Source organism: Streptomyces tricolor (genome assembly GCF_002155905.1).
Classification (GTDB): domain Bacteria; phylum Actinomycetota; class Actinomycetes; order Streptomycetales; family Streptomycetaceae; genus Streptomyces; species Streptomyces tricolor.
This window is the reverse complement of record NZ_MUMF01000075.1, coordinates 1-22,345: the sequence shown is the minus strand read 5'-3', so window position 1 is coordinate 22,345 and position 22,345 is coordinate 1. Positions and strand designations below refer to the sequence as shown.

The 22,345-nt window shown below is 73.7% G+C and carries 21 protein-coding genes and 1 pseudogene; 11 read left to right on the top strand and 11 right to left on the bottom strand.

Annotation, left to right across the window (positions count from 1 at the left end; genetic code table 11):
- Positions 1 to 36: 36 nt before the first annotated feature.
- Together CCN44_RS06595 and CCN44_RS06590 are read left to right on the top strand one after the other, a co-directional pair.
- A complete protein-coding gene (locus CCN44_RS06595; RefSeq protein WP_059247588.1) occupies positions 37 to 249 on the top strand; it encodes a hypothetical protein in 213 nt (70 codons plus the stop codon).
- 82 nt (positions 250 to 331) lie between these two features.
- Positions 332 to 1,663: an erythromycin esterase family protein gene (locus tag CCN44_RS06590; RefSeq protein ID WP_223283985.1), complete on the top strand. Its 1,332-nt coding sequence runs from the start codon at positions 332 to 334 to the stop codon at positions 1,661 to 1,663.
- 40 nt (positions 1,664 to 1,703) lie between these two features.
- On the opposite strand, the gene CCN44_RS06585 is transcribed toward CCN44_RS06590, so the two are convergent.
- On the bottom strand, positions 1,704 to 2,345 hold the full coding sequence (locus CCN44_RS06585; protein WP_059247587.1) for a phosphoribosyltransferase: 642 nt from the start codon (positions 2,343 to 2,345) through the stop codon (positions 1,704 to 1,706).
- A 170-nt stretch (positions 2,346 to 2,515) separates the two neighbouring features.
- On the opposite strand from CCN44_RS06585, the gene CCN44_RS06580 reads away from it, so the two are divergent.
- Positions 2,516 to 2,902, top strand: a complete 387-nt coding sequence (locus CCN44_RS06580; protein ID WP_059254770.1) for a DUF2267 domain-containing protein — start codon at positions 2,516 to 2,518, stop codon at positions 2,900 to 2,902.
- 135 nt (positions 2,903 to 3,037) lie between these two features.
- Here the strand turns inward: CCN44_RS06580 and rpmF are convergent, their stop codons facing one another.
- From rpmF to CCN44_RS06555, 5 genes are all read right to left on the bottom strand, one after another.
- Complete coding sequence (rpmF, locus tag CCN44_RS06575; RefSeq protein ID WP_059247586.1) at positions 3,038 to 3,208, bottom strand: 50S ribosomal protein L32; 171 nt, start codon at positions 3,206 to 3,208, stop codon at positions 3,038 to 3,040.
- A 147-nt stretch (positions 3,209 to 3,355) separates the two neighbouring features.
- Positions 3,356 to 4,339: a trypsin-like serine peptidase gene (locus CCN44_RS06570; protein WP_086697106.1), complete on the bottom strand. Its 984-nt coding sequence runs from the start codon at positions 4,337 to 4,339 to the stop codon at positions 3,356 to 3,358.
- Between the two features lie 147 nt (positions 4,340 to 4,486).
- The gene (locus CCN44_RS06565) at positions 4,487 to 5,374 is read right to left on the bottom strand and encodes an endonuclease/exonuclease/phosphatase family protein (protein WP_086697105.1); all 888 of its coding nucleotides are present in this window, start codon (positions 5,372 to 5,374) and stop codon (positions 4,487 to 4,489) included.
- An 88-nt stretch (positions 5,375 to 5,462) separates the two neighbouring features.
- Positions 5,463 to 6,347 (bottom strand): hypothetical protein, encoded by an 885-nt coding sequence (locus tag CCN44_RS47765; protein ID WP_414820489.1) that lies wholly within the window; start codon positions 6,345 to 6,347, stop codon positions 5,463 to 5,465.
- Between the two features lie 332 nt (positions 6,348 to 6,679).
- Positions 6,680 to 9,055: a SpoIIE family protein phosphatase gene (locus CCN44_RS06555; protein WP_063808515.1), complete on the bottom strand. Its 2,376-nt coding sequence runs from the start codon at positions 9,053 to 9,055 to the stop codon at positions 6,680 to 6,682.
- A gap of 394 nt (positions 9,056 to 9,449) precedes the next feature.
- Here CCN44_RS06555 and CCN44_RS06550 point away from each other — a divergent pair, with 394 nt between their 5' ends.
- Positions 9,450 to 11,522, top strand: a complete 2,073-nt coding sequence (locus CCN44_RS06550; RefSeq protein ID WP_086697104.1) for a SpoIIE family protein phosphatase — start codon at positions 9,450 to 9,452, stop codon at positions 11,520 to 11,522.
- A 19-nt stretch (positions 11,523 to 11,541) separates the two neighbouring features.
- Here CCN44_RS06550 and CCN44_RS06545 read toward each other — a convergent pair whose 3' ends face one another.
- Both CCN44_RS06545 and CCN44_RS06540 read right to left on the bottom strand, forming a co-directional pair.
- Entirely contained in the window at positions 11,542 to 11,994 is a 453-nt protein-coding gene (locus CCN44_RS06545) for a YbhB/YbcL family Raf kinase inhibitor-like protein (protein ID WP_059247582.1), read from the bottom strand.
- A gap of 40 nt (positions 11,995 to 12,034) precedes the next feature.
- Positions 12,035 to 13,054, bottom strand: a complete 1,020-nt coding sequence (locus tag CCN44_RS06540) for a sigma-70 family RNA polymerase sigma factor (protein WP_167403947.1) — start codon at positions 13,052 to 13,054, stop codon at positions 12,035 to 12,037.
- Positions 13,055 to 13,321: 267 nt separating this feature from the next.
- Here CCN44_RS06540 and CCN44_RS45915 point away from each other — a divergent pair, with 267 nt between their 5' ends.
- From CCN44_RS45915 to CCN44_RS06525, 3 genes are read left to right on the top strand one after another with little or no spacing between them, the layout of a single operon-like run.
- Entirely contained in the window at positions 13,322 to 13,786 is a 465-nt protein-coding gene (locus tag CCN44_RS45915; RefSeq protein WP_223283986.1) for an NUDIX hydrolase, read from the top strand.
- 5 nt (positions 13,787 to 13,791) lie between these two features.
- On the top strand, positions 13,792 to 14,367 hold the full coding sequence (locus tag CCN44_RS06530; RefSeq protein ID WP_086697112.1) for an NUDIX hydrolase: 576 nt from the start codon (positions 13,792 to 13,794) through the stop codon (positions 14,365 to 14,367).
- 23 nt (positions 14,368 to 14,390) lie between these two features.
- Positions 14,391 to 15,134: a PIG-L deacetylase family protein gene (locus CCN44_RS06525; protein WP_086697103.1), complete on the top strand. Its 744-nt coding sequence runs from the start codon at positions 14,391 to 14,393 to the stop codon at positions 15,132 to 15,134.
- On the opposite strand, the gene CCN44_RS06520 is transcribed toward CCN44_RS06525, so the two are convergent.
- The 3 genes and pseudogenes from CCN44_RS06520 to CCN44_RS06510 form a co-directional block, all read right to left on the bottom strand.
- Entirely contained in the window at positions 15,109 to 16,092 is a 984-nt protein-coding gene (locus tag CCN44_RS06520; protein WP_086697102.1) for a threo-3-hydroxy-L-aspartate ammonia-lyase, read from the bottom strand. The genes CCN44_RS06525 and CCN44_RS06520 overlap by 26 nt on opposite strands.
- Before the next feature lie 50 nt (positions 16,093 to 16,142).
- Positions 16,143 to 17,344: pseudogene (locus tag CCN44_RS06515) on the bottom strand (alanine racemase).
- Positions 17,345 to 17,358: 14 nt separating this feature from the next.
- Positions 17,359 to 18,003, bottom strand: coding sequence for a helix-turn-helix transcriptional regulator (locus CCN44_RS06510; protein ID WP_086697101.1), 645 nt, complete (start codon positions 18,001 to 18,003; stop codon positions 17,359 to 17,361).
- 270 nt (positions 18,004 to 18,273) lie between these two features.
- Between CCN44_RS06510 and CCN44_RS06505 the strand changes: the two genes are divergently transcribed.
- From CCN44_RS06505 to CCN44_RS06490, 4 genes are all read left to right on the top strand, one after another.
- Positions 18,274 to 19,173: a phenylalanine 4-monooxygenase gene (locus tag CCN44_RS06505; RefSeq protein WP_237481166.1), complete on the top strand. Its 900-nt coding sequence runs from the start codon at positions 18,274 to 18,276 to the stop codon at positions 19,171 to 19,173.
- A complete protein-coding gene (locus tag CCN44_RS06500) occupies positions 19,170 to 20,510 on the top strand; it encodes a lysine N(6)-hydroxylase/L-ornithine N(5)-oxygenase family protein (RefSeq protein ID WP_086697100.1) in 1,341 nt (446 codons plus the stop codon). The genes CCN44_RS06505 and CCN44_RS06500 overlap by 4 nt, the downstream gene beginning before the upstream one ends.
- Position 20,511: 1 nt before the next feature.
- Entirely contained in the window at positions 20,512 to 21,207 is a 696-nt protein-coding gene (locus tag CCN44_RS06495) for an FMN-binding negative transcriptional regulator (protein WP_237481169.1), read from the top strand.
- A partial coding sequence (locus tag CCN44_RS06490; RefSeq protein WP_244203887.1) for a condensation domain-containing protein occupies positions 21,204 to 22,345 on the top strand: 1,142 nt, incomplete at its 3' end. The genes CCN44_RS06495 and CCN44_RS06490, both read left to right, overlap by 4 nt.

Below are 22,345 nucleotides of genomic sequence, written 5' to 3'. Positions count from 1 at the left end.
CCGGACCGTACCGCTCCTGCTCGTCCGGGGGGTGCCATGAGAATCGAAATGATCCAGCGGGCCGCCGACGTCCTCTTCGACGTGCCGGACGAGATGCACGAAGAGATCATCCTTCTCATCGACGCGGTCACCCACGACGCCCGCACCCGCGCGCCGGACCTGGCCGCCGCCTTCGGGGAGTGGTGCTGGCTCGTGTACACCGTCCACGGCGACGTGGTCGAGGTGCTGGACGTCGGCTGCGCCCGGTGACACCGGGGCCCGCGCTGCCCGCGCGTTTCGGCGCGTGCGGCCCCGGGAACCCGGTGCCGCAGCCGTGCGAGGGGAGTGCGCCGTGCCCGACACCGACCAGGCCGGCATCCGGAGCCAGGCCCTGCCGCTGACCGGTCCGGCGTCGCTGGACCCGCTGATGGAGCGCATCGGCGACGCCCATTACGTGCTGCTGGGCGAGGCGTCCCACGGCACCGCCGACTACTACCAGGTCCGGGACGTGCTGACGCGCCGGCTCATCGAGGAGAAGGGCTTCTCCTTCGTCGCCGTGGAGGGCGACTGGCCGGACTGCCAGTCCGTGCACTGCTCCGTGGTGGGCGCGCCGGGCGCACCCGAGGACCCCGGCGAGGTGCTGGCGGGCTTCGACCGCTGGCCCACGTGGATGTGGGCCAACACCGAGGTCGCCGCGTTCGCCCGGTGGCTGCGCCGGCACAACGAGCAACTGCCGCCCGAACGGCGCGTGGGCTTCTTCGGACTCGACGTCTACAGCCTGTGGGAGTCGCTGCACGCCGTGCTCGCCCACCTGCGCGAGCACGACCCCGACCGGGTGCGGCACGCCCTGGAGGCGTACCGCTGCTTCGAGCCGTTCGACGAGGAGCCGCAGTCCTACGCGCTGGCCACCCGCTATCTGCCCGAGAGCTGTGAACCGCAGGTCGTCTCCCTGCTCACCGAACTGCGGCGGCGGGCCGCGCGGACGGCCGTCCGGGACGGCTCCCTCGCGGAGTTCGCCGCGCGGCAGAACGCCGAGGTGCTGGCCGGCGCGGAGAGCTACTACCGGGCCATGCTCGACAGCGGGCCCCAGTCCTGGAACATCCGCGACCACCACATGGCCGACACCCTGGACCGGCTGATGGAGCATCACGGCCCGGACGCCAAGGCGGTGGTGTGGGAGCACAACACCCACATCGGCGACGCCCGCGCCACGGACATGGCCGACACCGGCATGGTCAACGTCGGTCAGCTGGTGCGCGAACGGCACATGGGCAAGGGCGTGGTCCTGGTGGGCTTCGGCTCCCACTCCGGCACCGTGATCGCCGCAGACGCCTGGGGCGACGTACCGCGGATCATGGACGTGCCGCCCGCGCACCCGGGCAGCCTGGAGGACCTGCTGCACCAGGCCCTGCCGGGGGAGCGGGCCCTGTTCGTCTTCCCGCACGTGCAGCTCCAGCATCCGCCCGCCGCGGGCCACGGCGCGTGGTTCCACGAGGAGCACGGCCACCGCGCGATCGGCGTGGTCTACCGGCCGCACGGCGAACGGGTGGCCAACTACGTCCCCACCGTCCTCGCCCAGCGCTACGACGCCTTCTGCTACCTCGACCACAGCCACGCGCTCACTCCGCTCCATCCCCTGGCCGCGGGCAACGGGGAGAAGCAGACCTGGCCGGTGGGGGTCTGACCCGCGGCCCGGACGCCACGGACGCGGCGGTCACCGTGCCTCAGCGGTCCCGCAACGCCTCCGACACGTCCTCGTCGGTGAGCTGTTCGAAGCTCTCGTACCACTGGCTCACGGCCATGAAGGCACCCGGCCGGTACAGACAGAGGATGTCGTCGGCCTCCCCGCGCAGCAGACCGGCCGCCTCGGGCGAACACACCGGTACGGCCAGGACCACCTGCTCGGGCTCCTGGCGGCGCACCCGGCGCAGCGCGGCGCGCGCGGTGGCGCCGGTGGCCAGACCGTCGTCCACGACGATCACGGTACGTCCCCGCAGCTCGGGAGCCGGCCTGCCCTGCCGGTACAGGTCCTCCCGGCGCCGTGCCTCGGCCCGCTCGCGCGCCACGGCCTCCGCCAGGTCGTCCTCGCTCAGCCCCAGCCGGCCCAGGGCCTCCTCGTCGAAGAGCGGCGGGTCGTCGCCCGCCAGCGCGCCGACGCCGACCTCCTCCTGGGACGGTGCCCCGATCCTGCGGGCGACGAGTACATCGAGGGGCGCCTCCAGGGCGTCGGCGACCTCGCGGGCGACCACCACGCCGCCCCGGGGCAGGGCCAGGACGACCGGATGCGCGAGCGCCCCCTTCTCCTGCTGGATGCGCAGCCGCGCGGCCAGTTCCCGCCCGGCGTGCCTGCGGTCATGGAACTGCATGCGCTGTCGGCTCCTTCCACCCGTTCGCCGCGGCCGGGTACCCGACGGCACACCGCACCACACCCGCGTCCGCGGCGGCCGGCGGCTGTTTCCCCTCCCCGCCCGGAGGGCACCCGGAGCCGGAACAGGAGGGGGCGCGGACCGCGGCGGACGGACAGCAGGAGGGCACCGTGAAGCTGGCGGAATTTCTGGCTCAGGTCCGGGATCGCGGGGAGTACCGCAGCCAGGAGGAGGCCGAGCAGATCAGTACGGCGGTGCTGGGCGTGCTCGCCACCCGGATCACCCCCGAGGAGGCCGACGACCTGGCGGCCCAGCTGCCCGCTCCCCTGGACGACGTGCTGCACCGGGAGAGCACGGGGCCGCAGTCCCTCGGCCGCGAGGAGTTCCTGCGGCGCGTGGCCGAGCAGACGGGCGCCCGCCCGCGGACCGCGGAGTGGGACGCCAGCGCGGTGCTGTCCACGGTCGCGGACGCGGTGTCCGGCGGGGAGGTCAACCACCTGCTGTCCCAGCTGCCGGCCGGTTACGCGGAGCTGTTCGGCAGGCCGGGGCTGAGCTGACGGCCGGCTCACCGCCCGGCACGGTCCTGCGGGCCACCTGGCGGAGGAACTCGGCCACGCCCCAGGTCCGTCCGGTGGTGCCCACGCCGGTCAGGAACCCGCCGATCCCCGTCGGCGGCCCGGCGGCCCGGCGGCTCAGCCCTCGGGGCGCAGCAGTCCGCGTTCGTACGCCTTCACCAGCCGCTGCGGCACCAGGTGCGGGACGCCGTCGACGGTGACCGGGACGAGGGCCGGCGTGCTCGCCTTCCACTGCGCGCGGCGGTGACGGGTGTTGCTGCGGGACATCTTCCGCTTCGGAACGGCCATGGGGTCCTCCTGAATGAGATGGGCAGGCAGGACGCTACATGAAAATGGATCCCATTAGCAACAGAAGTCGGCGGCGTGACCGGGCGGTAGGCGAGCGGGCCCGGCGCCGATCGCTCGACGCCGGGCCCGGCCGGGGGTGCGAGGTGCTTACGAAGCCTGCGCCTTGTCGTACAGGGCCTTGGCCACGTCACCGAAGTACGGGCCGAACATCCGGTTCGGCAGGAACGTGTAGCCGAAGCTGTTCACGGAGACCTGCAGACCGGTGCCGGACGCCTCGTCGAAGCCGGTGAACCAGGGGCCGCCGCTGGAGCCGCCCGTCATGTTGCAGCCGAGGCTGTGGTCCTGCGAGAACAGGAAGTCCTTCGAGCTGTTGCCGCTGCAGTGGATGAGCTTCGTACCGTCGTACGGCGACGCGGCCGGGAAGCCGAAGGCGTACATCGGCTTGTTGTAGCCGCCGTTGAACTGGATGCCCTGCGCGCCGACGACCGAGGTGAGGGTCTTGCCGTTCAGGGGGGAGACGACCGCGGCTCCGATGTCGTGGTTGATGTCCTCGCCGGCCTCCCACTGCGGGGTGGTGAGGGTCTTGGCCGCGGTCCACTGGCCGTACGGCGCGTTGCCGTTGGCGTAGGCCGGCACGAAGACCCAGTTGGTGTGCCAGCTGCCCTGGTATTTGACGCAGTGCCCGGCCGTGATGACGGTGCTGGCGTTCTGGCTGGTCACCGCGTTGCCGGAGCAGGAGGCGGTGCGGCCCTGGAAGGTGAAGAACACCCGGCCCGAGGTGGCGACGACGGCACCGCCGCCGGTCCAGGGACCGCCGGCCTGCGGGAAGGCGGCGGAGGCGGCGGGCGTGGGCGCGACGGTGGCCGGACGTCCGTGCGCCTGCGGTGACCTGAGGCTCCGGGCGGCCTGCTCGGTCAGCAGCAGATCGAGGGGAGTGGCGCTGCGCATGCGCTCGGCGGTCCAGAAGGCGCGGGCCTTGTGCTGTGCGGTCGCCGAGGCGGTGTGGGTCGCGGCCGAGGGGGCGGACGGCGCCGACGGCGCGGCGTCGGCGGCTCCGGCCTGGACGAGGCCGCCGGTGAACAGGGCTCCGACGGCCAACAGAATGCCCGCGGCGGTGCGATGGCGTCTCACGCAGGTCTCCTTCTGCCGTGCCCGGACCGGTCGGGCCCGGGCAGGGTGGGGGAACGAAGAGCGGTGCGGAAGGACGTGCGTCAGGCAGCGTGCCACGGGAATCCTGAATTGTCAGGAGCACGTAAAGGGTGTTTCCGTCGGACGGGGTCAGCGGCCGGGGCGGCGCAGCAGGAGGTCGGCGACCACCGGACGGTGGTCGGAGGCCGCGGTCGCCCACGCGCGGGCGCCGGTGACGGTGACGTCCGGGGAGACGGCCACCAGGTCGATCCGCCTGACCGGGCCGACCGCCGGGTAGGTCTTCCCGCCGTTCGGGGCGGCGTCCGCCAACGGGCCCCACAGCCGCGACAGTTCTGGGGCGCCCGGCTCGGCGTTGAAGTCGCCGAGGAGCACCTTCGGGCCCGGGTCCTCGGCCAGGACCGCCAGCATGTCGTCGACCTGGGCCCGCCGGACCGAGGGGTCCGTACGGTAGTCCAGGTGGGTCGTGTACACGTGCACGAGGGTGCCGCCGACCTTGACCGTCACCTCGGCGAAGCCCGGCGCGGGGGCCGGCACCGGATCGGGTGTCTGCGTGGACAGCCGGGTGATCTCGTGGTTCCGCGCGTCGCGCAGCGGACGGCGGCTCAGCACGGCGACCCCGTACTGCCGTCGCGGCCCGTCCGCCGTGGCCGGGGGCAGGTCGTAGATCGGCGCGAAGTACACCCGCATGCGCAGCCGCCCGGCCAACTCCCGCGCCTCGTCGGCGAAGTCGCTCCGCGCACCCCAGTGCACGTCGACCTCCTGAAGGCCGATCACATCGGCGTCGAGGTCGCGGATCGCCGCCGCCGTGCGATCGAGGTCGAAGACGTTGTCCTGGCCGGCCCCGGCGTGGATGTTGTAGGTGGCCACGCGCAGCGGCACACGCGCCGCGCCCGGTCCGGTGCCGGCCGCGCGGCCGGCCGCGGTGGCGCTCGGCGGCGCCGCGCCGACCGCCACGGCGACGGCGAGCGCGGCGGCGGCCGGTATGCGGTGAACGGGGCGTCGGGGCTTGCGGTCCACGGAATCCTCCAGCGGTTTCGGTGATCCTGTACGGCTGCGGGGGCGCGCGTTCTCCTCGGGCTCGGGCACCGCGGTACGGCCCCGTCCCTCAACTCCGCCACGCGGGCGCCGGTTTGCCCTGGTGGGTGAAGGCCGCCCAGTGATGGGGCTGGTGCAGGTCCGAGCGGGCGGCCTCGTGGCGCAGCGGTTCGTCCAGCGGGAAAGGGAGCCTGCGGTGGGGATCGAGCATCCACGACTGGGCGGCGCGCAGGGCGTCGGGCGGGGCCAGCCCGCCCGCCGTGAGGTGGTGGTGGAAGGCGTCCCGCTCCCCGTCGGGCGCGGCCGGGTCCGTGGCCACCGCCTCGGCCGTCGTGCCGGAGGAGAGGAGGCCGGGGGCCAGCATCCGCTCCAGGACCTGCTGGACGTCTGCGGTCCGCTGCTGGAACTCCGCGTCGAACGGGGCCTCGGCGATCCGGTGGACGACCTCCTTGGCCTCGGTGAGATCCCGGCGCACCGACTCGGTCAGCAGGTCCTCTCCCTGGCCGGGGGTGAGCAACGCGTCCCGCAGGACGGTGGTGGTGCCGTCGCCGCGCGGCAGGGCCCAGGGGGCGAGCAGGAACACCAGCATCATGCGGGCCTGCACGGCGAGCGGGTTGTCCGTCGGTCCGTGCCGATCCGTCCACCGCAGGCGCCGCAGCGCTTCCGTCCGCTCCGCGGATCCGGAACCGGACGAGGTGCGTTCGCCCCTGTTCAGGCAGTACGCGCCGAGGACCAGACCCCGGACGACGAAGCAGCCGGCGAAGTCCTCACCGTGCTGCGCCAGCTCGGTCTCCAGGCGGCCGAGCCGGTCGGTCATCGCGACCAGCGCCTCGGCGGGCGGCCGGCCCGAGGGGTCGTCCAGCAGCCGGTGGGCCTCCTGAAGAGCCTCGGCCAGCTCCCGTTGCCGTGCCGCCGCGCCCGCGCCGTCCTCGCCCCGCCGTACCTCGCCGACCATCGGCTCCCCCGCCGTGCGCCCGCCTCGTCACCGCATCATGCCCGGGGGCAGGGCCGGTTGGCCACCACGCCGACGCCATCACGCCGACGCCACCGCGCCGTCGGCGGCGCGAGGCGCGCGGGCCCGGGGGAAGTGATCCGCGAGGGGTTCGAAGGCGGGGCTCGCGTGCCGGCCCCGCGCGGCCTCGGCCGGGGCCGGGTGGGCGGTGCGGTGATCGTGGGGCCTCTCCGGCGGGCACCCCCGAGTGCGCCGAGGACGCAGGGCGCGGCCGTCTGCGCCGGACGCGCGTCAAGCTCCGTGTCCCTTGAGGCAGTTGACGCACCCCGCCGAGGTCAGACCGCCGACGCGACCGGCTCCTCGACCCAGATCGTCTTGCCGCGGTCCTCGTAACGCGTTCCCCACCGCTGCGCGAACTGGGAGACCAGCAGCAGACCGCGCCCGCCCTCGTCGGTCGTGCGGGCGTGCCGCAGATACGGTGCGGTGCTGCTGCCGTCGGAGACCTCGACGCTCAGCGTCCGGTCGCGGATCAGCCGCAGCTGCACGGGGGGCTCGGCGTAGCGGATGGCGTTGGTGACCAGCTCGCTGACGATCAGTTCGGTGGCGAACGCCTCGTCCTCCATGTCCCAGGCGCTCAGCTGCCGGGAGGCCAGGCAGCGGGCGGTGGCGACGGCCGCCGGATCGGCCGGCAGGGTCCAGGTGGCGACACGGGCGGGGTCGAGGGGCCGGGTGCGGGCCACCAGGACCGCGGCGTCCTCCGGGGGATCGGGCGGAACCAGCCGCTCCGTGAGTCGTAGGCACAGATCCTGCGGGGACGGGCAGGCCTCGGCCAGCTCGCGGGTCAGCGCCCGGTGCCCGGCGTCCCCGGAGAAGGCCTGCAACAGCCCCGGGGTGAACAGGACCAGCCGGCTCCCCTCCGGCAGGCTCAGCGTGGCCTTCGCGAACGGCGGCCCGGGCCGGCCGAGGGGCGGCCCGGCCGGGACGTCGGGGAAGGTCACGGTGCGGTCCGCGGCGACCAGCGCCAGCCCCGCCGGGCCGGCCGTGGCGACGCTGCACCGGCAGGTGACGGGGTCGTAGACGAGGTAGAGACAGGTGGCACCGACGGGGCCGGCGGCCGGCGCACCGGCGGCCTCGGCGTCCATCTGCCGGACCAGGTCCTCCAGCCGGGCCATGACCTCGTCGGGTGCCAGTTCGAGGGAGGCCAGCGTGTGCACGGCGGTCCGCAGCCGCCCCATCGTGGCAGCGGTCCGCACACCCCGGCCGGGCGTGCTGCCCGCCACGAGCGCCACCCGGGCCCCGGGCAGCGTGATCACGTCCGTCCAGTCGCCGCCCGCACCGGAGTGCACCCAGTGGTGCGCCGCCTGCACCGCGTCGGCGGCGGGCAGGCGCTGCGGCAGCAGACCGCGTTGCAGGGACAGCACGGCGTTGCGTTCCCGCGCATAGCGGTGCGCGTTGTCCAGGGCCACGGCGGCGCGGCCGGCCAGGTCCTCGGCCAGAGTGAGGTCGTCCCTCTGGAACGCGCCGCGATCGGTCCACCGGTACAGCGCGACGAGACCCAGCGCCCGCCCGCGGACCAGCAGCGGGACCACCATCAGCGAGTGCACCCGCTCCTCCCGCATCCGCCGGCCGCGGACCGTGTCGGCGCGCACCCACGCGCTGTCCTCCTCGACCACGGGCACCAGCCGCGGCCGGTGGTCGACGAGGACCTGTGCCGCGGGCGCGGCGGCGGGGTAGCTGCTGACCTCACCGACCCGGTAGGCGCCGGGGGAGACGCCGGTACGGATGGTGCGCGAGGCGGCGCGCCGCAGGTCCCGGCCGGCCTCGCCCGGCCCGTGCGGTACCTCCTCCCCGGCCAGCACCGGCTCCAGCAGATCCACCGCCACGCTGTCGGCCAGCCCCGGCACCAGCAGGCCGGCCAGCTCGCCCGCGGTGTCCAGCACGTCCAGGCTGCCCCCGATCCGGGAACCGGCCTCGGCCATCAGCGCGAGCCGCTGCCGGGCGCGGTGCCGTTCGGTGACGTCGACCACCACGTCGGCGACCCCGAGGACGCGGCCGTCGTCGTCCTCCAGCCGGAAGACGGACGCCGCATAGACGTGCTCCCGCCCGGGGTCGGCGGGCGGACGGCCGCGCTTCTCGAAGGACAGCACCGGCCGGCCGGTCTCCAGCACCTCGGCCATCACCCGCTCGGCCGCCTCGGCGCTGAAGTCGGGCCACGCCTGCGTGGGCCGCAGTCCGAGCCCCTCGGTCACCCGGGTGCCCTGCATGCCCTCCGCCGCGGCGTTGCAGCGCACCAGGCGCAGCTGCGGGTCCAGCACGAACAGGCCGACCGGGGACCGGGTGAACAGCGCCTCCAGCAGCGCCCGGTCGACGGCGTCGGACGCCCCGCGCGCGCTCGCCGTCAGCCGGACCCTCCAGCGCGGCACCGTGTCCGCGCCGTGCTCGGCGACGACGCGCACGGTGCAGCCGACGTGGTGGCCGTCCCGGTGCCGCAGCACGACATCGGCGTCCGCCGGGTCCGCCACGGCGTCCGTGACCACCAGCTCCCTCGCCGCCCGGCCGAGGACCCGGTACGCGGGATGGCCCAGCAGTTCCTCGGCGTCCGGGGGCCACGCCACCACGACGCCCTCGTCGTCGACCACGAACGACGCCCGGCCCGTCGCTCCGGGGGCCGGCCCCGCCGTGCGGAGGCTGCTGTCTGTCGGCTGAGTCATGATCAGTGACCGTTCTCCCGCTGGTGCCGTGCGGTCGTACGTCCCCGTCCCCAGTCTGACCAAGGCGGCCCCGGGCGGCACATCATCCGGCGGGGGTGCCGAAACGGCTTTTTTCCGCAACTCCACGGCCCCGGGATGCGCACGGCCGCCCGGCCCGCAGACGCACACGACGCCCGCAGACGCCCGCGGACGCCCGCAGGGGCACGCCGAGGCCCGCGGACGCCCGCGGACGAGCAACAGCGGGCCCTCCTGGGTACACGCGGAGTACGGCCGCGCCGGGCCTCGACCCGGCCGTCGCGAGGCACACCGCCGCGATCCCGGTGACTATGAAGGATGAGGACCGCAAGGCGCCGGCACGGCGTGTGCTCCCACCGAGTGGGAGAGGAGCACGGGGATGGGTAGCACGGACACCACGCGACCCGGCCGGGGCCGCCCCCTGGCGGGTGCCGGCACGTCGCCCACCGGCCTGCTCGATCTGCTGAGCGTGGCCGCGGTGGTGCTGGACACGAACGGGCGGGTGGTGTTCTGGAGCCCCCAGGCGGAGGACCTGTTCGGCTACACCGCCGAGGAGGCGCTGGGCCGGTACGCGGTGCAACTGCTGGTCAACGAGGAGCACCGGGACGAGGTCGTCGCGCTGTTCGCCGAGGTCATGGAGTCGGGGACCGACTGGGCCGGCGCCTTCCCGGTCCGCCACAAGAACGGCAGCACCCGGCTGGTCGAGTTCCGCAACATGCGCCTGCTCGACGACCTCGGTGACACCTACGCCCTGGGACTCGCCGTGGACCAGGCGACCGTGGCCCGGGTCGAGCGGGGCGTCGCCCTCTCCGCACGCCTGGTCACCCAGTCCCCGATCGGACTGGCCATCCTCGATCCGGACCTGCGCTACCTGACCGTGAACCCGGCGCTGGAACGGATCCACGGCCGCTCCGCCGCCGACCATCTCGGCCGGCGCGTCCAGGACGTGCTGCCTTTCCTGGACACCGAGGCCATCGAAGGCCGTCTGCGCCGGGTGCTGGAGACCGGGCAGCCGGTGACCGACCGGTACGTCGTGGGCCGCCCCACCTTCGATCCGCACCGCGAGCACGCCTGGTCCGTGTCGATCCACCGGCTGGAGGACGCCGCCGGCCGGGTGCTCGGCGTGGCCACCTCCGTCATCGACATCACGGAGCGCCACGAGGCGATGATCGCGGCGACCCGGGCCCGCAACCGATTGGCCATGATCGCCGGCGCCTCCGCCTCCATCGGCTCGACCCTCGACGTGGAGCAGACGGCGCACGAGCTGGCCGGCGTCGTCGTACCGGACCTCGCCGACGTCGCCACCGTCCACGTCCTCGACAGCGTGCTGCGCGGGCGCACCCCGTCGGTCACCGGCCCCGCCCGCTTCCGGGCCGCAGCCGTCGCCGCGGCGCACGCCCCCGAGGCGGCGCGGGTCGCCGACCCGCCCGGAGAACTCGCCCGCTACGACAGCGACCGCCTGCTCACCCGGTGCGTGCGCACCCGCCGGCCGGTACTGGTCGCCGAGACCACCCGCCAGGATCTACGGCGCATCGCCCGCACCAGCGAGGCCGCCTCCGTTCTGGAGAGGACGGGCGTGCACTCCTACCTCGCCGTGCCGCTCCTGGCCCGCGGAGAGGTCCTGGGCGCCCTCAGCCTCGAACGCATCGGCACACCCGCGTCCTTCGACGACGACGACACGCTCCTCGCCTGCGAGCTGGCCGGCCGCGCCGCGACCTGCATCGACAACGCCCGCTGGTACCAGAGCGTGCGCAACACCGCCCTCACCCTCCAGCGCCGGCTGCTGCCGCAGCTGCCGTCCCGCCTGCCCGGCCTCGCGATCGCCTGCCGCTATCTGCCGGCCGGAGCCGTCAGCGAGATCGGCGGTGACTGGTTCGACGCGATGCGCCTGCCCGGGGACAGGACCGCCCTGGTCGTCGGGGACGTGATGGGCAGCGGCATCAACGCCGCCGCCAGCATGGGCCAGCTGCGCAGCGCCACCCGCGCGTTCGCCGGGCTCGACCTCGATCCGGCGGAGGTGCTCCGGCAGCTCGACCGCCTGACCGAGGACGTCGAGCACACCATCGCCACCTGCGCCTACTGCCGTTACGACCCCGAGCAGGGGCAGTGCCGCATCAGTCTCGCCGGTCATCTGCCCCCGGCCCTCGTCCGGTCCGGCCGGCCGGCGCGGCTGCTCGACCTGCCGTCCGGCGTGCCGCTGGGGGTCGGCGGTACGGCCTTCGAGACGACGGAGTTCGCCTTCCGCCCCGGCGATCAGCTCGCGCTCTACACCGATGGCCTGGTCGAGACCCGCTGCGATCCGATCGACGCCCGCCTCGGCACCCTCCTCGACGCCCTGACCGCGACGGCCGGCCAGGGCCTGGGGGAGACCTGCGACTGGGTCCTGGAGACGCTCCGCCCGCCCGGGGGCGACGACGACGTCGCCCTGCTGGTGGCGCGGGTCGAGCCCTGAGGGGCACCCCTGGCCGGGGTCAGCGCCGGTACAGCCCGACGAGGGTGCCGCTGGCCAGCTGCCGCCGGTCGAGCACGGCGTGGGCGTCGTCGGCGGTGACGCGGTCCGGGAGCGAGACCGGCTCCGCAAGGGCGTAGAGCCGGAAGAAGTACCGGTGCGCGTCGTCGCCGGCCGGGGGCTGCGGGCCGCCCCAGCCGCGCTCCCCGAAGCCGTTGCGGTGCGGCCGGCCGCCCCGCGGCGTCTCACCGGCCTCCAGGCCCCCGGCGCGGGGATCGATACCGGTGACGAGCCAGTGCACGAAGGTCCCGGACGGCGCGTCCGGGTCCTCGCACAGCAGCACCAGTTCCTCCGCCTCGTCGGGGACGCCGGACCAGGTGAGCGGCGGGGAGACGTTGTCCGCGTCATGGGCGTGACGGCGCGGGATCATGCGGTGATCGCTGAACGCGGGGCTCCTGAGTTCCATACCGGCCATGCCTTCCGGAGTACCCGGCGCGGGCCCGGGCCACGACCGCTCAGCCGGCCCATTCCAGCAGCCGCTCGCCGGTCTCCGGGGCCCGCAGCCGGGTGAGGGACTGTTTCTCCAGCTGGCGCACGCGTTCCCGGGTCAGTCCCACCTGGTCCGCCACCTGCTGCAACGTACGGGTCTGCCCGTCGTGCAGTCCGTAGCGCAGACTGAGGATCATGGCCTCACGGGGCGCCAGCAGACCCAGCGCGTCCCTGAGGTCCTCGGCGAGCGCCCGGTACTCGGCCACCTCGGGAGCCTGCAGCACGTCGGTGGCGGGGATCAGGTCGCCGACCACGGTCTCGCCGGTGTCGTCCACGGGCGTGTCGAGGCTGATCGTCTGCCGCCCGACCCGGCGCAGCCAGGCCACACGGCTCTCGGCGAAGCCGCTCTCGCGGGCGACCTCGTCGTCCGTCGGCTCCTGCCCCAGGCGCAGCTGCAGCCGCCGTTCGGCCTTCGCGAGCTTCTGCAACTCCTCCACGACGTGCATGGGCAGCCGCACATTGCGGGCGTGCTGGGCCAGGCCCCGTTCGATCGCCTGGCGGATCCACCAGGTCGCGTACGTGGAGAACTTGAAGCCCTTGGTGTGGTCGAACTTCTCCACGGCGCGCATCAGGCCGAGGTTGCCCTCCTGGATCACGTCGAGCAACGGCACACCCCGGTGCGCGTGCCGCTTGGCGATCGACACCACCAGCCGCAGGTTGGCCCGGATCATGCGGTCCTTGGCGTGCCACCCGTCCCGGACGGCCGCCTCCAGCTCCCGGCGCCGCCGCGGCGCGAGCCCGCGCTCGCCGGCCTCGGCCCGCTCCAGCTCCTCGGCGGCCCGCACACCGGCCTCGATACGGCCGGCCAGCCGGACCTCGTCGTCTGCGGTGAGCAGCGGCGTCGCGGCGATCTGGGCCAGGTACTGGCCCAGCAGATCGGGATCGTCGCCGGTCTCCGGGGCCCTGCTGCGCGGGCGTGCGGAGCGGGCGGCGGTACGGCGGCGTTCCCGGGGATCCGGCGCAGCGGATCGTGCCGACGCGGACATGACTCCGACCCTCCGACTCCTGTCGATCGCTTCGTCCTCCGCCTCCGGAAGCGGCACGCCTCCGGAGGGGTGACGGGTACCCGGGCGGCACGTCACGACACCGGGGGCGTCCGGTGCGCGGGTGCGCGGCTGCGCGGGAGGAGCCGGCCGCGACCGCGGTGTCTCGGCCGGCCGCGGTCTGTCCGAAACACGTGTGTTCGAGAGTGCGGCCCGCTCGTTGTGCCTGAGGAACGTCACCGGACGACCGTCGAGTTCAAGGGGGCCACGGTGGTGCAGCCCGATGACCAGCCGTCGCGGACCGCGCCCCACGTCATCGGGGTGCATCTGTATCTGGAGGACGCACAGGGGCGGGTGCTGCTCGGGCTGCGTCATCCCGACTGCTCCTACGCCGGCCGGACCTGGCACTTCCTCGCAGGGCACTGTGAGCGCGAGCCGGCCCTCGGGTGCCTGGTCCGGGAGGCCTGGGAAGAGGCCGGCCTGGTCATCGACCCGGCCGACGCGGAGTACGCGCACGCCGTGCACCTCCTGGACGACCCCGGTGCGCCGCCGCGCGTCCAGCTCGTGTTCCGCGTCCGCCGCTGGCAGGGCACCCCGCGGGTGCGCGAGCCCGACAGGTGCCTCGACTGGCGGTGGTGGCGGCCGGACCGCCTGCCGGAGCCGGTCGTCCCGTACACGCGCGCCGCTGTCGAGGGGATCCGCGCCGGCCGGCTGTACACGGAGATGGGGTGGTGAGGGAGATGACCGCCGCTGAGCCGCGGACGGGCTCCGGCCCTGAGCGGCATCGGGAGCCGCTGGACGTGCACCTGATCCTGACACGGGAGACCGCCGGAGGGTCCGAGGTGCTGCTGTCACGGCGGGCCGGTCCGGTCTACGCCGCCGGGCTGTGGCATCTGCCGTCGGGCCACCTGGACGGCCCGCACGAGGACGTCGTCACCGCCCTGGTCCGCGAGGCACGTGAGGAGACCGGCGTCGTCATCGACCCGGCCGACGTCCGGGCCGCCGTCACCGTCCACCACCGCGGCCCCGGCGGGCGTTCCCGGACCGGCTTCTTCTTCGAGGTCCGGCGGTGGCGGGGCGAGCCACGGATCGCGGAGCCCGCGGTGTGCGACGCGATGCGCTGGGCCCGCCTCGACGGCCTGCCCGCCGGCATGGTGGCCTACTGCCGGGCGGGCCTCGACGCCTACGCGGCCGGCGCACGGCTCGCCGTGCACTTCCAGCAGCCGGAGGACGGGATCGGCTACGACCCCGCCACCGACAGACTCCGCGTCGTCCCCGGTGTCGACGCGGGCGCCGCGCAGCGGGACCCGCGGTGAGGAACCGACCGACGGAGGAAACCGTGCCCACCAGCCTGCTCGGCGTCTTCGCGCACCCGGACGACGAGGCGCTGCTCGCCGGGGGCGTGCTCGCCCGGCACGCCGCCGCCGGCGGTCGTACGGCCGTCGTCACGGCCACCTGGGCGCCCGGCACTCCCCGTGCCGGCGAACTCGCCGACGCCGTCGCGGCCTTGGGCGTCCGCGAGCCCCCGCGGATGCTCGGCTATGCCGACCACCGCGTCCCGGCCTCCGCTCCCGGCCGGTCACGGTGGTGCGAGGTGCCCCTCGACGAGGCCGTCGGACGCCTCGTGGCCCACATCAGGGAGGTCCGGCCCGGGACCGTCGTCACCCATGACGCCTACGGGCAGCTGACCGGGCATCCCGATCACCGGCACACCCACCGGATGGTGCTGCTCGCGGTGACCGCCGCCGGGCTCGGACAGCTGTATCCCGAGGCGGGCGAGCCGTGGCAGCCCCGAGCGGTCCAGCTGGCCACCCACCCGCACGCGGGCGTCGCCGAGCTGGGCGAACTGCTGGGTCTGGCAGGGAAGTCCGTGCTGAGCGTGCCGGACGCGCACGTCACGGAGACGGTGGACGTCCGGCCGTGGCGGGACCGGAAGTGGGCCGCGATCCTGGCGCACCGCAGCCAGGTGGAGCGGGAGCGCGCGCTGCCCGGGATCCTCTCCCGGCTCCCGGAAGAGGCCCGGGACCGCGTCCTCGGCACCGACTACTACAGCCGCGTCACCCTCGCTCCGGGCGCTGCGTGAGGGCGATGAAGCGGTCGACGTCGATGTTCCCGCCGGAGGCGATGACACCGATCCGCCGCGGCGGGTTCTCGACGCGTCCGGCGAGCAGGGCGGCCAGGGGCGTGGCACCGCTGGGTTCCAGGACCGTCTTCAGGCGTTCGAAGGCGAAGCGCATCGCGGTGCGGATCTCGTCGTCGCTGACGAGGGCGATGGAGTCGACCAGACGCTGGTTGATGGGGAAGGTGATCTCGCCGGGGGTGGCCAGGGCCTGGCCGTCGGCGATGGTGCGGGGCACCGGGACGGTGACCCGGGTACCGGCCTCCAGGGAGCGCTTGGTGTCGTCGCCCGCCTCCGGTTCGACGCCGATGACACGGATCCCCGGGTGCAGCGCCGCGGCGGCGGTGGCGCTGCCCGCGATGAGCCCGCCGCCTCCGACCGGCACCAGCAGGGCGTCCAGCGGGCCGGTCTCCTCCAGGAGTTCCAGCGCGGCGGTGCCCTGGCCGGCGATGACATGAGGGTGGTCGTAGGGCGGGATCAGGGTCAGCCCGCGGTCCTCGGCCAGGGCGTGGGCGAGCGCGGCGCGGTCCTGGGTGTAGCGGTCGTAGGTGACGACCTCCGCGCCGTAGCCGGCGGTCGCCTCCCTCTTGGAACGCGGGGCGTCCTCGGGCATCAGGATGACGGCCGTGGTGCCCAGTTCCCGGGCGGCGAGCGCGGTGGCCTGGGCATGGTTGCCGGAGGAGTAGGCCGCGATGCCCTTCGCCCGCTGCTCCGGGGGCAGTTGGGCGATGGCGTTGTACGCACCGCGGAACTTGAAGGCTCCCATCCGCTGGACGTTCTCGGCCTTGATGAACACCTCCGCTCCGACCAAAGAGTTCAGGGTGCGGGAGGTGAGGACCGGGGTCCGGTGGGCGATGCCCCGGAGGCGGGCGGCGGCCTCGCGGACGTCGGCGAACGAGACGGGCAGTGCGGCGGTGGCCATGGGTGTCCTTGAAAGGTCCTTGAGGGGCGGGAAGCGGGGCGGCAGACGGTTCACCAGCCGGTGACGCGCGGCCAGTATGCCGTGATCACCGGCGCGGAAGCCGCCGGGCCGCGGGTGCCGTCGACGACGTGGTAGCCGTGGTGCTGGGCGGCGGTGGCGCAGGCATGGTTGGGCAGGATGCGCAGGCGGGTGCCGATGGCCAGGTCGGGCAGGGCGGCGCCGTTCCGGGCGCTGAGGGTGCCGTGTTCCTGGCTGGCGGCGGTCATCACCACGTCCGGGATCAGGGTGCCGTCCAGGTCGGTGACCAGGCCGTAGCCCTGGTCCTGCGGCTGGGCGGCGGTGCCGCGGTCGCGGGACATGGCCATCCAGCCGCCGTCGGTGAGGATCCAGCCGTGCTCGGGGCGGTGTCCGATGACGGTGACCACGACCGACAGGGCGAGGTCGTCCAGGCCGCAGACGCCGAGACCGGCCATCACCAGGTCGAAGAAGACGTAGTTGCCGGCGCGGAGTTCGGTGACCCCGGTGAGGTCGTCGGCGGCGTGGGCGGTCGGCGTGGAGCCCACGCTGACGGTGCGCACGGGCAGGCCGGCCGCGCGGAGCCGCTCGGCCGCGGCGACCGCGGCATCCCGCTCCGCGCGCGCCGCCGTACGCCGCGCCTCGGCGGTACCGCAGAAGTACGACTCGCCCGCGTGGGTCAGTACGCCGTCCAGGCAGCCCGCGTCGTGCAGGATGCGGGCGATCCCGGGGAGCCCCGGGGCGTCGGGTTCGAGGCCGCCGCGGTGGCCGTCGCAGTCGATCTCGATCAGGGCGGGGAGGGCGACGCGCGCCTCCCGCGCCGCCGCGGCGACGAACGTCGCCTGCTCGGTGCTGTCCAGCAGGACGCGCACGGTGACGCCGCGACGCGACAGGTCGATGACGCGCGCGAGTTTGTGCGGCTCGATGCCGACGGCGTAGGTGATGTCGCGGTGACCGGCGGCGGCGAACGCCTCCGCCTCGGCGAGGGTGGAGACGGTGACGGGGCCGGGGGAGCCGTCGTGCAGGAGGGCGGCGGCGTCGAGGCTCTTGGCCGTCTTCACGTGGGGGCGCAGGGCGACCCCCAGGCGCTCCGCCCGGGCCCGCAGACGCGCGACGTTGCGCCGGACCGCCGTACGTCCACGACGGCGAACGGCGTGTCCGGATCGGCCAGCGTCCGCCCGACGGGGGACGAGGCACCGGCCGGGGAGGGCGAACCGGGGAGGGAGGCAGTGGTCATGGGCAAGCGCCCCTTCACTTCGCGTAGTTGTAGACCGTGGCCCGGGACACGCCGAGCAGGTCCGCGATGGTCTGCGCGGCGTCGCGCGAGTCGAAGTAGCCGTCGCGCTGCAACTGCCGTACGAGGGCCTTCTTGTCCTCCCTGCTCAGCGAGCGGGGAGTGGCGGCGCGCTCCGCGGCCCGGGCCTCCACCGCCTCGCGCAACTCGCGCGCGGTGCGGTCCCGCAGGGTCTCCAGCGGCTTCTCGCGGTGCTCGGTGTCCGTGGCCACGAGGTTGGACAACGCGAGGGTCACCGGGGACAGCACGGACACGTCCAGGTTCAGGCACAGCGCCGCGATGTACTCGCCGGCCGGGTTCTTGATGCCGATGGACGTGCTCTTCGCCGGCCGGCCGTCCGGGAAGCGGTTGGGGTAGTTCTGGATGACGCTGGGGTACTGCGGGTCGGCGATCCGGGCCAGCCCCAACTCGGTGGCCGAGTCGCCCACCTGACGTCCCGACAGGTTGTTCTCGATCGCGCGGATGGCGTGATCCGGATCCCGCAGGTCGTGCAGCACCACCTCGCACAGGCCCGGGAACATGCGGCCCAGCGCGACGGCGATCTTCTCGGCCTCCCGGATGAGGTGCTCGTCCGTACCGTCCCCGTCCACGCCGACCTCCATTCGACTTGTCGTCCAGATATAGACACGCAGTCTAAGGAGATAAATACAGCGCGTCAAGCAACGGTCACGCGCGATTGCATGACGATCGGTTCATGAGTGTTATCAGGGGATATAAAGCCTCCGTAATACACGCCCCTCCGAAGTGCTTGTTGATCATGTCCGAGTAAACGGGCGTAAACCTCACAAAGCGGACAGTCGGATGATTCTTGCAGGGTGCCGCAGGCGGCGTGTAGGGTTCCACATGGTTCGGCCAGACGGGGGAAGGCTGATATGAGCACGTTCGAACCGCATCGCAATTCAGAGCAGCTCCTGCCGATGACCACGGCGGGGGACGGGGTGGATATCGAATCGGCTGGGTCCGGATTAACGGACGAGTCGTCGGCCTATCGGAAGCGGCGTGATGAAATCGCCGCCCTCGCCGCGGACCACACAGTCGGCGACCCGATTCCGGAGGTCGAATACACCGACGCCGAGCACGCACTGTGGCGTCTTGTGTCCCAGCGGCTTGCGGAGCGGCACCGGCATCTGGCCGCGCCCGAGTTCCTGGCCGCCGCGGAGCGGCTCGACGTGACCGGAGAGGGCGTTCCGCAGTTGCGGGACGTGTCCGACCGGCTGCACGGGCTGACCGGATTCCGCCTCCGCCCCGCGGCCGGCGTCGTCCCCTTCGCCCTGTTCTGCGGCTCGCTGGCCGACCGCTACTTCCATTCGACGCAGTACCTCCGCGACGGCGCGACGCCGTTCTATTCCACCGAGCCGGACATCCTGCACGAGGTCATCGGGCATGGCAGCGCCATGGCCGACGACCGGTTCGCCGCGCTGTACCGCCTGGCCGGCGAGGCCGTGCGCAGGGTCGAATCCGAGACAGCCGTCCAGTTCGTCGCCAAGACGTTCTGGTTCACGATCGAGTGCGGCCTGCTGGACGCCGCCGACGGCCCGCGGGCCTACGGCGCCAGCATCGTCTCCTCCTACGGCGAGCTTGAGCACTTCCGCTCCGCCGACATCCGGCCGCTGGACATCGCCGACATGGTCCACGTCGACTACGACATAACCCAGTACCAGACCACCCTTTACAGCGCGCGCTCCCTCGCTCATCTGGAGGACGTCGCGGGTGAATTCTGGGCGTCCTGCGACGACACATCCATTGAGAAACTCCTGGTGGTTGATATATGACCCGGCTCGCAGGACACGCCCCCACTGCGCAGCACAGCCCGGAATCAGAAGTACGGGACGTCACCGGAATCGGATTCGGTGCCGCGAATCTCGCCCTGGCGGTAGCGCTCCATGAATCGGGAGCCGGCGACCGGGCCCTTTTCCTGGAGAAGCAGAAGGAATTCGGCTGGCACCGGGGAATGCTGATCGAGGGTTCCTCCCTCCAGGTGTCCTTCCTCAAGGACATCGCCACCATGCGCAATCCGACCAGTGATTTCGGCTTCCTTTCCTACTTGCAGGAGAAGGGCCGGCTGGTCGACTTCATCAACCAGCACACCCTGCTGCCCTCGCGGATCGAGTACCACGACTACCTCCAGTGGGCCGCCGACCGGCTGGGCCACATGGTCGAGTACGGCGTGGAGGCCACCGGCGTGCGGCCGGTGACCGACGCCGGTGAGGTCGTCGCGCTCGACGTGCTCGCCGGCGACCGGGTGGTCACGCGGACCAGGAACCTCGTCATCGCCTCCGGCCTGCGCCCCCGGCTCCCCGAGGGCGCCGAGACCGGTGAACGCGTCTGGCACAGCTCCCAGTTGCTGCACCGGCTGCCCGCGTTCGACGAACGGCCGCCCCGGCGGGCCGTCGTGGTCGGCGCCGGCCAGAGCGCGGCCGAGGTCGCCGCCCACCTCATGGAACGCTACCCGCAGGCCGAGGTGTGCGCCGTCTTCTCCCGCTACGGCTACAGCGTCGCCGACTCCAGCCCCTTCGCCAACCGCGTCTTCGACCCGGCCGCCGTGGACGACTTCTACTTCGCCCCGCCCGAGGTCAAGCAGGCCATCATGCGCTACCACGGCGGCACCAACTACGCCGTGGTCGACGAGGACGTCCTCCAGGGCCTCTACCGCCGCCAGTACGAGCAGAAGGTGACCGGCACCCCGCGGCTGCGCGTGATGAACGCCTCCCGCCTGGTGTCCGTCGAACCCCGCGGCGAAACCGCCGCCGTACGCGTGGAGTTCCTGCCCACCGGCGAGCACGCCGACCTCGACGCGGACCTCGTCGTGTACGCCACCGGGTACCGCTCCGCCGACCCGGCCGAACTCCTCGGCGGCGTCGCCGGCTCCCTCCGCCGGGACGCGGCGGGACAGGTGCTCATCGGCCGCGACTACCGGCTCAGCACCACCGGGGACTTCCGGTGCGGCATCTACGTCCAGGGCGCCACCGAGGCGACCCACGGCATCGCCTCCACCCTGCTGTCCATGGTGGCGGTCCGCGCGGGCGAGATCGCCCAGTCCATCATCGGCGGCCGGCGCGACCCGGACCGCACCGCCGGAACCAAGGCCGTGGCCGGGAACAGGGGCTGAAGTGTACGAGCGTCCGCTGTACCGCGAGGACCGCGACGGCGTCGTCCTGGCGTTCCTGCACCACCACCCGCTGGCCCTGGTCGTCACCGCGCACGAGGGCGTCCCGGTGGCCACCCACGCGCCGGTGCTGTTCCGGCACGGACCCGACGGGGCCGACGCCGAGGCCGTGGCCGCCGGTACGGTCCCGCTGGCCGGCTCCACCCTGATCGGCCACATGAACGTCGAGAACCCGCAGTGGCGCCGGATGCGCTCCGGCGACCGGGCCCTCATCGTCTTCCAGGGCCCGCACGGCTATGTCTCGCCGACCGTCTACGACGTCACACCCGCGGCCCCCACCTGGAACTTCACCGCCGTCCACGTGACCGGCACGGTGGAGCCCACCGCCGAACCGGCCGACGTGCTCGACATCGTCTCCGACACCGCCCGGCGGCTGGAGGGGCGCTTCGGGCGCGGCTGGGACCAGGAGTCCTCCCTGGACTACTTCCGGCAGATCGCGCCCGGAGTCGGCGCGTTCACCCTGCGGGTCGAGTCCGTGCAGACGATGTTCAAGCTCAGCCAGGAGAAGCCCACGCCGATGCGGCGGCGCGTGGCCGAGCAGTTCGAAGCAAGCGAGTCCGGCACCCACCGCGCGCTGGCGGGCATGATGCGCGCCCACGGACTCACCGACGCCGACGAGGAGCGGGAGACAGCCGGATGACGCAGGGGAGCTCGCGACGGCCGGGACTGGACTCGGCACTGAACCGGCTCCGGGAGCGCACGGCGAGAAAAGGCGCGACACCGGCGGGCATCACCCGCGTCCCCCGGGACCGGCCGCTGGCACTCTCGTTCGCCCAGCAGCGGCTGTGGTTCCTCGACCGGCTGATGCCGGACAGCGCCTTCTACAACTTCGGTACGGCGGTCCGCGTCCGCGGCCCGCTCGACGCCGGCATCCTCGGCCGCGCCCTGTCCCTGGTGGTCTCCCGGCACGAGACCCTGCGCACCGTCTTCGCCGACCACGACGGCGTCCCCGGTGCCGTCGTCCTGCCGCCCGAGCCGGTGCCCGTCCCCGTGACCGACGCCGCCGACGAGGCCGACGCCGAGCGGCTGGCCGGCGAGGAGGCCGCGCGCCCCTTCGACCTCACCGAGGGGCCGCTGCTGCGCGCCCGCCTGCTCCGGCTCGCCGCCGACGACCACGTCCTGTCGCTGACGGTGCACCACATCGCCACCGACGGCTGGTCGCACGGCCTGCTGTGGACCGAACTGACCACGGCCTACGCCGCCCTGGCCGAGGGACGGCAGCCCGCCCTGCCCGAACTCCCCGTCCAGTACGCCGACTTCGCCGCCTGGCAGCGCCGTGCCCTCACGCCCGCCGTACTGGAGCAGCGGCTGGCCTTCTGGCGGGACCGGCTGGCCGGGCTCCCCCCGCTGGACCTGCCGCTCGACCGGCCCCGCCCCGCCGTGGCCTCCGCCGAGGGCGGTGTCGTCACCTGGCGGCTGCCCGCCGTCGCCGTCGCCGCCGCCCGGGCCGTCGCCGCCCGGCAGGGCGCCACCCTGCACATGACCCTGCTGGCCGCGTTCAGCGCGGTCCTCGGCCGGCACGCCCGCACCGAGGACGTCGCCGTCGCCCAGCCGGTCGCCGGCCGGCCCCTGGCCGAGGCCGAGCAACTCGTCGGGTTCTTCGTCAACACCGTCGTCACCCGCACCGACCTCGCCGGCGACCCCACCTTCGCCGAGCTGGTCGACCGCGTCCGCGCCGCCTCCGTGGACGAGATGGCCCACCAGGACGTGCCGTTCGAGTACCTGGTGGAGCGGCTGGTCCCGGAGCGCGACCTGTCCCGCAACCCGCTGGCCCAGGT

Bases quoted from the DNA above. Each gene is read 5' to 3' on its own strand.
- CCN44_RS06530 (WP_086697112.1), top strand. From the start codon at position 13,792: ATGACCGCCGCTGAGCCGCGGACGGGCTCCGGCCCTGAGCGGCATCGG.
- CCN44_RS06585 (WP_059247587.1), bottom strand. From the start codon at position 2,345: ATGCAGTTCCATGACCGCAGGCACGCCGGGCGGGAACTGGCCGCGCGG.
- CCN44_RS06555 (WP_063808515.1), bottom strand. From the start codon at position 9,055: ATGACTCAGCCGACAGACAGCAGCCTCCGCACGGCGGGGCCGGCCCCC.
- CCN44_RS47765 (WP_414820489.1), bottom strand. From the start codon at position 6,347: ATGGTCGGCGAGGTACGGCGGGGCGAGGACGGCGCGGGCGCGGCGGCA.
- CCN44_RS06500 (WP_086697100.1), top strand. From the start codon at position 19,170: ATGACCCGGCTCGCAGGACACGCCCCCACTGCGCAGCACAGCCCGGAA.
- CCN44_RS06520 (WP_086697102.1), bottom strand. From the start codon at position 16,092: ATGGCCACCGCCGCACTGCCCGTCTCGTTCGCCGACGTCCGCGAGGCC.
- CCN44_RS06550 (WP_086697104.1), top strand. From the start codon at position 9,450: ATGGGTAGCACGGACACCACGCGACCCGGCCGGGGCCGCCCCCTGGCG.
- rpmF (WP_059247586.1), bottom strand. From the start codon at position 3,208: ATGGCCGTTCCGAAGCGGAAGATGTCCCGCAGCAACACCCGTCACCGC.
- CCN44_RS06510 (WP_086697101.1), bottom strand. From the start codon at position 18,003: ATGGAGGTCGGCGTGGACGGGGACGGTACGGACGAGCACCTCATCCGG.
- CCN44_RS06540 (WP_167403947.1), bottom strand. From the start codon at position 13,054: ATGTCCGCGTCGGCACGATCCGCTGCGCCGGATCCCCGGGAACGCCGC.
- CCN44_RS06505 (WP_237481166.1), top strand. From the start codon at position 18,274: ATGAGCACGTTCGAACCGCATCGCAATTCAGAGCAGCTCCTGCCGATG.
- CCN44_RS06545 (WP_059247582.1), bottom strand. From the start codon at position 11,994: ATGGCCGGTATGGAACTCAGGAGCCCCGCGTTCAGCGATCACCGCATG.
- CCN44_RS06595 (WP_059247588.1), top strand. From the start codon at position 37: ATGAGAATCGAAATGATCCAGCGGGCCGCCGACGTCCTCTTCGACGTG.